This is a genomic window from Rhabdonatronobacter sediminivivens, assembly GCF_013415485.1.
GTDB lineage: Bacteria > Pseudomonadota > Alphaproteobacteria > Rhodobacterales > Rhodobacteraceae > Rhabdonatronobacter > Rhabdonatronobacter sediminivivens.
In genome coordinates this window covers 1-8,536 of the sequence record NZ_JACBXS010000069.1, presented here as the reverse complement: position 1 = coordinate 8,536, position 8,536 = coordinate 1, and the positions used below count along the sequence as shown (strand labels likewise).

The 8,536-nt window shown below is 65.3% G+C and carries 9 protein-coding genes; 5 read left to right on the top strand and 4 right to left on the bottom strand.

What is annotated here, in order from left to right; genetic code table 11:
• Window positions 1–97: 97 nt before the first annotated feature.
• The 4 genes from phnE (HUK65_RS17435) to phnD all read right to left on the bottom strand — a co-directional run bounded on the left by phnE (HUK65_RS17435) (window position 98) and on the right by phnD (window position 3,588).
• Window positions 98–913, bottom strand: coding sequence for a phosphonate ABC transporter, permease protein PhnE (gene phnE / locus HUK65_RS17435; RefSeq protein ID WP_179907546.1), 816 nt, complete (start codon window positions 911–913; stop codon window positions 98–100).
• Window positions 913–1,728, bottom strand: coding sequence for a phosphonate ABC transporter, permease protein PhnE (gene phnE, locus HUK65_RS17430; RefSeq protein WP_179907545.1), 816 nt, complete (start codon window positions 1,726–1,728; stop codon window positions 913–915). The genes phnE (HUK65_RS17435) and phnE (HUK65_RS17430) overlap by 1 nt, the downstream gene beginning before the upstream one ends.
• Window positions 1,725–2,573: a phosphonate ABC transporter ATP-binding protein gene (gene phnC / locus HUK65_RS17425; protein WP_179907544.1), complete on the bottom strand. Its 849-nt coding sequence runs from the start codon at window positions 2,571–2,573 to the stop codon at window positions 1,725–1,727. Before phnC ends, phnE (HUK65_RS17430) begins: the two co-directional genes overlap by 4 nt.
• A 70-nt stretch (window positions 2,574–2,643) precedes the next feature.
• Window positions 2,644–3,588: a phosphate/phosphite/phosphonate ABC transporter substrate-binding protein gene (phnD, locus tag HUK65_RS17420; RefSeq protein WP_179907543.1), complete on the bottom strand. Its 945-nt coding sequence runs from the start codon at window positions 3,586–3,588 to the stop codon at window positions 2,644–2,646.
• Window positions 3,589–3,913: 325 nt separating this feature from the next.
• Between phnD and HUK65_RS17415 the strand changes: the two genes are divergently transcribed.
• From HUK65_RS17415 to HUK65_RS17395, 5 genes are all read left to right on the top strand, one after another.
• Window positions 3,914–4,258 carry a winged helix-turn-helix domain-containing protein gene (locus HUK65_RS17415; protein ID WP_179907542.1) on the top strand — a complete coding sequence of 115 codons (345 nt, stop codon included), beginning with the start codon at window positions 3,914–3,916 and terminating at the stop codon, window positions 4,256–4,258.
• Window positions 4,259–4,268: 10 nt separating this feature from the next.
• On the top strand, window positions 4,269–5,327 hold the full coding sequence (arsB, locus tag HUK65_RS17410) for an ACR3 family arsenite efflux transporter (protein ID WP_179907541.1): 1,059 nt from the start codon (window positions 4,269–4,271) through the stop codon (window positions 5,325–5,327).
• A complete protein-coding gene (locus tag HUK65_RS17405) occupies window positions 5,320–5,511 on the top strand; it encodes a hypothetical protein (RefSeq protein WP_179907538.1) in 192 nt (63 codons plus the stop codon). The genes arsB and HUK65_RS17405 overlap by 8 nt, the downstream gene beginning before the upstream one ends.
• 866 nt (window positions 5,512–6,377) lie before the next feature.
• Window positions 6,378–6,788 carry a hypothetical protein gene (locus HUK65_RS17400; protein ID WP_179907540.1) on the top strand — a complete coding sequence of 137 codons (411 nt, stop codon included), beginning with the start codon at window positions 6,378–6,380 and terminating at the stop codon, window positions 6,786–6,788.
• A gap of 496 nt (window positions 6,789–7,284) precedes the next feature.
• Window positions 7,285–7,641, top strand: coding sequence for a hypothetical protein (locus HUK65_RS17395; protein WP_179907539.1), 357 nt, complete (start codon window positions 7,285–7,287; stop codon window positions 7,639–7,641).
• Window positions 7,642–8,536: the final 895 nt, after the last annotated feature.

Sequence of the window (8,536 nt, the reverse complement as noted above, 5' to 3'; positions counted from 1 at the left end):
CCGTAACAGAGGCCGTGGGATAAGTCTGTCCGGGGAAAGGGGCAGCTCGGCCATCAGGCGATTTGTGCAACAGAGCCTTGATGACGGATTGTCGCAGTCAGATGATCGCGTGGCGGACCTTGGCCGAGACCCACTCGCTGACCACCACGGTGCCAAGAATGGCGATGAAGATCACCGTCACCTGCCCCCAGGCCAGCATGTTGACCGAGGCCTGAAGCTGCACGCCGATCCCGCCCGCGCCCACCAGGCCGAGAATTGTCGCCTCGCGGATGTTGATGTCCCAGCGGTAGACGCTGATCCCTGCGAACGCCGGCAGCACCTGCGGCCAGACCCCATAGGACAGCACTTGTCCGGGCGCGGCGCCGGTGGCGCGGATCGCCTCGACCTGGCGGGTGTCGATCTCCTCGATCGCTTCATAGAGCAGCTTGCCGATGAAGCCGATGGACCGCAGTGCGATGGCGATGATCCCCGCCAGCAACCCGGGGCCAAGGATCAGCACCAGCAGCAGCGCCCAGATCAACGAGTTAATGGAGCGCGAGGCCACGATGATCGCCAGCGCGATGGGGCGGATGAGGTAGACGCTGGGCGTGGTGTTGGACGCGGCCAGAAACGCCAGTGGCGTGGCCAGCGCCACCCCGATAAGCGTGCCGAGCGTGGCGATGTTGATGGTGTCCCACATCGGCGCCCAGATCCGGTCGAAATAGCTCAGCGGCGGGTTGGACATGCGCCGGGCCATGTCCCAGGCCTGCTGCGGGGCGTCCAGCACGAAGATCCAGATGGTCTGCGCGCTGATGAACTGCCAGCAGACCATGAACAGCACGCCGCCGCCCAGCCATGTCAGCCAGATGCGGAACTGTTCGGCACGGTCGCGGCGCTGCCAGACCTTGCGGCCATCACTCTCGAGAACGGGCATCAGAGGAACCTTCTGCGGATGAAGCCGGAGCTGTATTCGGCGATGAACACCACCGCGATGATGCACAGCAGGATCGCCGCCGCGCTGTCATAGTCGTAGCGCGACAGCGCCGTGTTCAGCGTCGCGCCGATGCCGCCGGCACCGACGATGCCGATCACCGCCGATTCGCGGAAATTGATGTCCAGCCGGTACAGGCACAGCCCGATGAAGCGCGGCGCGACCTGCGGCTGGATGGCGTAGTTCATCTGCTGGGGCCAGCTGGCGCCTGTGGCGCGGATCGCCTCGACCTGGCCGCGGTCGATATCCTCGATATCCTCGGCCAGCAGCTTGCCCAGAAAGCCGATGGTGGCGAAGGCCAGCGTCATGGCGCCTGCGAAGGGGCCGAAGCCGAACATCGCCACGAAGACGATGGCGATCACCACCTCCTGAAACGCCCGGCTGACGGCGATGATCGAGCGGCAGACGTAGTAGATCGGCCAGGGCGCGATGTTGCGCGCCGCCCCCAGCGCGATGGGAATTGACAGGAGGATCCCGAAGACGGTCGAGATCACCGTCATCGTCAGGCTCTCCAGCAGGCCCTGACGGATATCGGTCCAGCGGGTGGTGAAATCGGGGGCGAGGAAGGCCGAGATGAAGGCCTGTCCGCGCTCCATCCCCGCAATGGCGCGCGACCAGTTCACCTCGACCGACCCGATGGCCACCACCAGATAGATCAGCGCGCCCGCATAGATCGCATAGCGCAGGGGCGCGTTGGCGATGAAGGGCGGTCTCTTCCAGCGCCGCGGCGCGGCGGGGGTGTCGGCAAGCGTGGTCATCGCTGCGCGACCTTCTTCAGTTCGGGGATGTCCACGGCGGCGGCGACCTTCTGGTGCGCAGGCTTGTCGCCCTCATCTTCGTCGCCGTCGCCGCGGGTGCCGGACCAGTCTTCCTCGCCGTAGATCTCGGTCAGGCGGTCGTCGGTCAGCCCCTTGGGCGGGCCGTCATAGACGATCACCCCCGCACGCAGCCCGACGATGCGCTCGACGAACATCATCGCCAGCGGCACGTCATGGATGTTGATGATCGCGCCCAGACCGCGCTCGCGGCACAGCTCGATGATCAGCCGCATAATTTGGCGCGAGGTCTTGGGGTCGAGGCTGGCGGTCGGCTCGTCCACCAGCAGGATCTCGGGGTTCTGGATCAGCGCGCGGGCGATCCCCACCCGCTGGCGCTGCCCGCCTGACAGCGCGTCCGCGCGCTTGTCCACCATGTGGTCAAGGCCCACGCGGCCGAGCAGGCGGAAGGCCTCGTCCACCGCGGGTTGCGGGTAGCGGCGCAGGTAGCTGCGCCAGAAGCCCACGTTGCCCAGCTGCCCCGACAGCACGTTTTCCATCACGCTCAGCCGTTCGACCAGCGCGTATTCCTGAAAGATCATGCCCATCTTGCGCCGCGCCCGGCGCAGATCGGTCCGTCCCATGGCCACAATGTCCTGCCCGTTTAGGCGGATGCTGCCAAAGGTCGGCTCCACCAGCCGGTTGACGCAGCGGATCAGCGTGGACTTGCCCGCGCCCGAGGGGCCGATCAGGGCGATGACCTGCCCGCGTTCGACCGACAGGCTCACGGAGTCCAGCGCCAGATCGCCTGTGGGGTAGCGCATGGTCAGGGAATCGATTTCCAGCATGGGGAAGCTCCGGACAAAAGAAATGGCCCGGCGACCGAGTGGTCGCCGGGCGGTCGATGTGGCCAGCGGGTCAGCTGCACTCGAGCGTATCGCCCGCTTGTGCGGCGATGCGGCGGATGATGTCCCAGTGCTCCTGGTAGTCGATCTCGATGAAGCCGTCGGCGTCGCCGAACTCCTCGGCCAGCGCGCCGCCCCATTCGAAGGTCAGGAAGGCTTCCTTGATCGAGTCCCGCAGTTCCGGGGTCAGGTTGTAGACGGCGCCGTAAGCGGTGGTGGGAAAGGTTTCCGACCGATACAGCACCCGGAAATCGTCCAGATCCACCACACCGCGGTCGGCCATGCGGCCCACGACCGAGTTGGCGATGGCGGCGAGGTCATAATCGCGGTTGGCGACACCCAGGATCGAGGCGTCATGCCCGCCCGAGAACGCGGTCTGCAGGTCGGTTTCCACGTCGATCCCGAATTCCGAGGCCAGCAGCGCCGAAGGCGCGCGGAAGCCCGAGTTCGAGGCCGGGTTCACAAAGGCCATCTGACGCCCGTGAATATCGTCCATCGACATGATGTCGCTGTCGACATGGGTGATGATTTCCATCTCGTAGCCGCGGATCACGCCCTCGTCGCTCATGGTGACGTAAGGGTGCAGGCCCGCGCAGTTCACACCCAGCGGCACCGAGCCGGTGGCGAAGCCGCCCACGTGGAGCCGTCCGGCGCGCATGGCTTCGACCATGGCAGCGTAGGAGTTGACGCTGAAATACCGCACCTCGCGGCCGGTCACCTCGGACAGGTGCTCGATGAACTCGTCCCAGATGGCGGCGTATTGGGCCGGGTCTTCAACCGGGGCGTAGGTGAAGATAAGGGTCGCGGGGTCGATCATCTCGGACGGATCGGTGGGCGAATCCGCCAGCAGGTCGCCGGTGGTGTCGGTGAAACGATCGTCAAGCTGGCTGGCGAGCGCGGCGGGGGCCACCAGCGCGGCGACGGCTACGGTCGTGAGGAAGCTGCGGGAAGTCTGCATGGATGCTCTCCGGTTTGAACAGAAGCGGCGGCGGCAGAGTGAGTCGCCATCGCGGGTCGTCGAACACGGGTTCCGTAACGACGCCGCATGACCCGGCGGTTACGATTTCGTGAAGGTCGCGTGACATCCTTGCTCCCGGGAGCTGGTCCGGGTTCGGGTCTTGGGGCGGGCCGCGTCGCGTGCAAAATGCTTCGGGCGGCTTCGCCGGTCGTTATCGCGCGCCCGTCGGAAGCAGGGACACAACGACAGCAAACCGCGCGATGGGTTGTGCTTCCCCGAGGATCGGACTATCAAACGCATATCGTCGATCAACGAAGTAGTATCTATGCTCTCGGAGCCGACCCTTGCAGAAAAGCCCGATGACGCGCGGCTTGCGGCGCTGGCCAAGGCGCTCGCCCATCCCGCGCGGTTGCGGATACTGGCGCTGCTTGCGCGCACGCCGGGCTGCATCGGGGGCGATATCGTGCAGGCGGTGGGGCTGGCGCAGTCGACCGTTTCCGAACACCTGCGCATTCTGAAGGCGGCTGGCGTGATCGAGGGGCAGATCGACCCGCCGCGGGTCTGCTATGCGCTCGCCCCCGGTGCGCTGGCCCCGCTGGCGGCGCTGATCGGCGCGCTAGAGGCGGCGTCAAGTGACCCCGCCTGCTGTGTCACCCCTGACAAGACCTGAAAGCCCGCACATGTCCACATTCGAACGCTATCTCTCGGTCTGGGTGGGGCTGAGCATCCTCGCCGGGCTGGCGCTTGGTGCGCTGTTCCCCGATCTGTTCGCCATGCTTGCCGGGTGGGAGGTCGGGCAGATCAACCTGGTGATCGCGGTGCTGATTTGGGTGATGATCTACCCGATGATGGTGGCGGTGAACTTCGCCGCTTTGGCGCGGGTGCATGAACGCCCCAAGGGCTTGATCATCACGCTGGCGGTGAACTGGGCGATCAAGCCCTTCACCATGGCGGTGCTGGGGATCATCTTTTTCGAGTTCGTCTTTGCCCCCTTCATCGAGCCTGGCACGGCGGGCGAATACATCGCCGGGCTGATCCTGCTGGGCGCGGCGCCCTGCACGGCGATGGTGTTCGTCTGGTCGCAACTGACCCGCGGCGATCCAAACTACACGCTGGCGCAGGTGTCGGTGAACAATGTGGTGATGGTGGTGCTCTATGCGCCCCTTGTCGCGCTGCTGCTGGGGCTGACGGAACTGACCGTGCCCTGGGACACGCTGCTCTTGTCGGTGGTGCTGTTCGTGGTGGTGCCGCTGGTGGCGGGGGTGCTGACGCGGCTGGTCCTCACCCGCCGCGCGCGCGATGCGGCGCAGGCCGAGGCCACGGTCACGGGATTCACGGCGCGGCTCAAGCCGTTCTCGGTTCTGGGGCTGTTGGGCACGGTGGTGCTGCTCTTCGGCTTCCAGGGCGATGTGATCATCGAGCGCCCGCTCTTGATCGCCATGATCGCCGTGCCGATCCTGATCCAGTCCTATGGCATCTTTGCGCTGGCCTATGCCGCCGCCTGGCGCTGGGGCGTGCCGCATAACGTGGCAGCACCATGCGCGCTGATCGGGACATCGAACCATTTCGAACTGGCGGTCGCCGTGGCCATCGGGCTTTTCGGCCTGAGCTCGGTCGCGGCGCTGGTCACCGTGGTCGGCGTGCTGGTGGAGGTGCCGGTGATGCTGTCGCTGGTGTGGTTCGCCAACCGCACACGGGCGCGGTTCGCGGACACGACCCTGTCATCAAACCGTGTCTGACCTGCGGCAAATCGGTTGCGAAGGCAAAGGGCCATGCCGCCAGCCCCGCACCGCGCTCGATCTCCTCGCACGCATCCAGCGCCATAAAGCAAGGATCGGTGAACGCGCGGTGGGCGGCCTGTCCACCACAATCCCCGATCAACTGGATCTCTTCGACACCCTGAGCCTGCCCAAACCCGCCTGACAGCGCCCGCCCCGCCTGACAGCGCCCGCGTAGTCACAAAATGGCCCATCCCGCTATAACAGAATCAATCACTTAGCGGTTTTGCCGTCGAACTTGGGGAGCCTAGCTAGCTTTGCTTGCCGCAGATGGCCGGTTCGGTTTGGAGGAAACAGCGGTTCATCGAGCGGGCGGCCAAATACATTCTCACGGTGCCACCGGAGGTTTTCGGGGGGCGGGGCATCTCGTGGGTTCGTAGGGCGAACCAGCATTCCATCCCGCGCCAGCAGCCTCGTCACGACCGCTCCCGGCGCTTTATTGTGAGCGACGAGGATCGATTCACAATCGTTGGCGACAGAGAACAAGCCCCGGCCGAACATCCAATACAAGGTTCCTGGCAGCACGAGGCCGTCGTGCACTGCGCTGCTGCTGCGGTTGCCTTCGGGGCGGATATACGCCGTTTGCACCTCCTGTCGCCCGCCACCATTACGCAGCATCAGGGCCGACATCGCACAGCGATACCCGTAAGCCTCGGGTACCTTCGGCGGAATGCAACGTCACGGTAGGGTCTCAGGGTCAGGCGATCGAGCACCGGACGTGCAAAAGCCGCCGCCCCATCACCCAGCCCGGGCAGGTGTAAATCGCAGCGCGTTTCCTCCAAGACAGGCAATACCGGTCCCCTGCAGAGTGCTGCTTGGTATTGATCGGTTTCAAGAACTGTGACCATGACGCGTCGCCAAGGCCCTTGTCGGTGGCAGCGATGCATGGCGCGGCTTATCCGGGCGAGCGCGATCCTGTCTTGCGCCTGGCCTCCGCAACGCTTCCGCAAGGGAATTCGATGGCTATGTCGCAGGTTAATGCAGTCGATTCGGCGCGCAGGCAGGGTGGCGATGGCCCATGTGGCCCGATTCTGTCCGGAGTTTGCTGCCATGCCGCGCTATTGTCTGATTGTCGAACCGATCCCGCTCATCGGCCATGATCTGGCCCTGACCGCGCAGGAGTATGGGCTGACGCCGGTGGTTGTCGGGGACGAAGCAGAGGCCCTGTCATGGCTCGGAAACGACGAAGGCGCTGCGACCGGTCTTGCCTTTGTCCATCAAAGGGCATCGGATTTTTCGGAGAGCCTCCTCAATCGAGTGTTGCGGGACTTGCAGGTTCGGGTCGTCCTGATGGGCAATGAGGCTGCGGATATGCGCGAAGCCCAGGAATGGGCCTTCCTGGACTGGCCCTTCACAACCACGCATGTCATGGCGCTGCTCGATTCCCTTGGTGCGCGCCGCCCAAGAACCTGCGGCTCCTGAGCGCGCCGTCATCTTACAAGAAGAAGATCCAGATCAGGATGACAAGGGGCAAGGGGATGCCGATCAACCAAAGCAGAAGCGGGCGCATGGAGGTGTCCTTTCCTTTGTGGGCAGCACCATACGTCACATGTGGCGCCGATTTGGATATCAAACGCCTCGAATGCGCCGTGGTTCCGGGCCCGATCAAGCGGGCCTCGACCCTGGTGGTGGCCCGTCGACGATAGTCACCAGGATTGGCGCGACCTTCATCGGCCAACATGCCCTCCGAGAGATCCCGGGCGACGCCCTGCCACGACAGTCGCCCGCCGATCGTTCGTCCGGCAGAAGCAACGCCAGCAGTTCCGCGCCAGGCACCAGCAGGGCAAGCGCATGCAGGGGTAGGGCAGAGGGCGCGTCGCGTGGGGCGTGCGCGTCCCCTGGACGTCAGGAACCGGCTTCGGCCCCGGGCGATCAACGGACAAACGCTGGCGTCGGGGGGGCGTAGGTCGGCCGCTTCGTGACACGATACCGCCACGCGCAGGAGGGCGCGGGCCGCCACCGTTTCGTCCCGCCGCTGCCCGCGCTGCCGCTGGTGTCCATGGCGGTGACGCTGTGGCGGATGCTGGCCAATGCGTTGGGCTTCGGCGCGCTGGCCTGGCTGGCGACGGGGGCGGTGCAACTCTTGGTGCTGCCTGCTGCCGGACCCGAGGCCGGACCAAACGCCAGGTTGCGCCGCGACCTGCCGCGCGCCGGAGCCTGGACAGGACTGGGGGCAACGACGTTCACCCTGCTGCCGGTCGCGGTAGCGACCAGTTGCCGAATGCCGGGCGCGACGCCCGGACAGCGCCGGGATGGGCGCGCAACCGCTTCTTGATGTCTAGCAGGCTGCTGAAAAAGAAAATCGGCCAGTGCCTGTAAGGAAAACTGTTCCTGTTCTTGCATCGAACCCCGGAGCGAAGGGTCGCGCCTGACCCTGGGTGGGCGCGTTGGGACCTCGGGTTTACTGCGGTTTATGCCAGCCAACCCCCTCCATGCGCTGAGCTATTTGCAGCGTTGCAATGCGCCCTCCCGCGGGAGGGTCGGGCGCGTCCCGGGCTGGTCGCCCGGAACAGGGCTTGTGGAAAGCGTGCCGAGGAACAGTTTCCCGGTCCCTTGCCTGAACATTTGGAGGCGGGCGACTTTTTCAGCAGCCAGCTAGATACCGAAAACGGGGCACTCCCGCCCCCGCGCAGCGCGGCAAAGCCGCGCGTCTTGGGGTTGGGCCGGGCGCACGCTGACGCGCGCGCAGTGGGTGCGGGGATGACACGCCGCGCACCCGTGACGGTGCCGAGAGTGCCGCCGGCGTCTTGCGCTGCCAAGCTGTTTTCCGAGATGCCGTGCTGGCCGGCCTCTGGCATGTCTCGGCGATCAACGCCGCCGGGCATGGATGGACGGAGGCCCGCCATCACCGCCTGTCCGGGCACCCTGCCAAAGTGAAGGGGGCATCGAACGATTGGATCGTTCGATGCCCCCGGCTGCGCGTTGATCAACATGGATCAAGCTACGTTGCTACATCAGCAGAGCGATCAGAATGACAATCGTCAGCGGCGCGCCAAGCAGCCAGGCAATGAGAGCGGGCATGGTGCAAGTCCTTTCGTCGGTGTGGAGCAGCGGGCCGAAGGTGCCCGCTGCGAGGGAGGAGGAGCCCGGAAACTCTAAGAGTCCGATTCATAATGGTCTGAATGATTTCAGGTTCTTGCGATGAGGCGGGTGAGGCGACGGATGTGGGC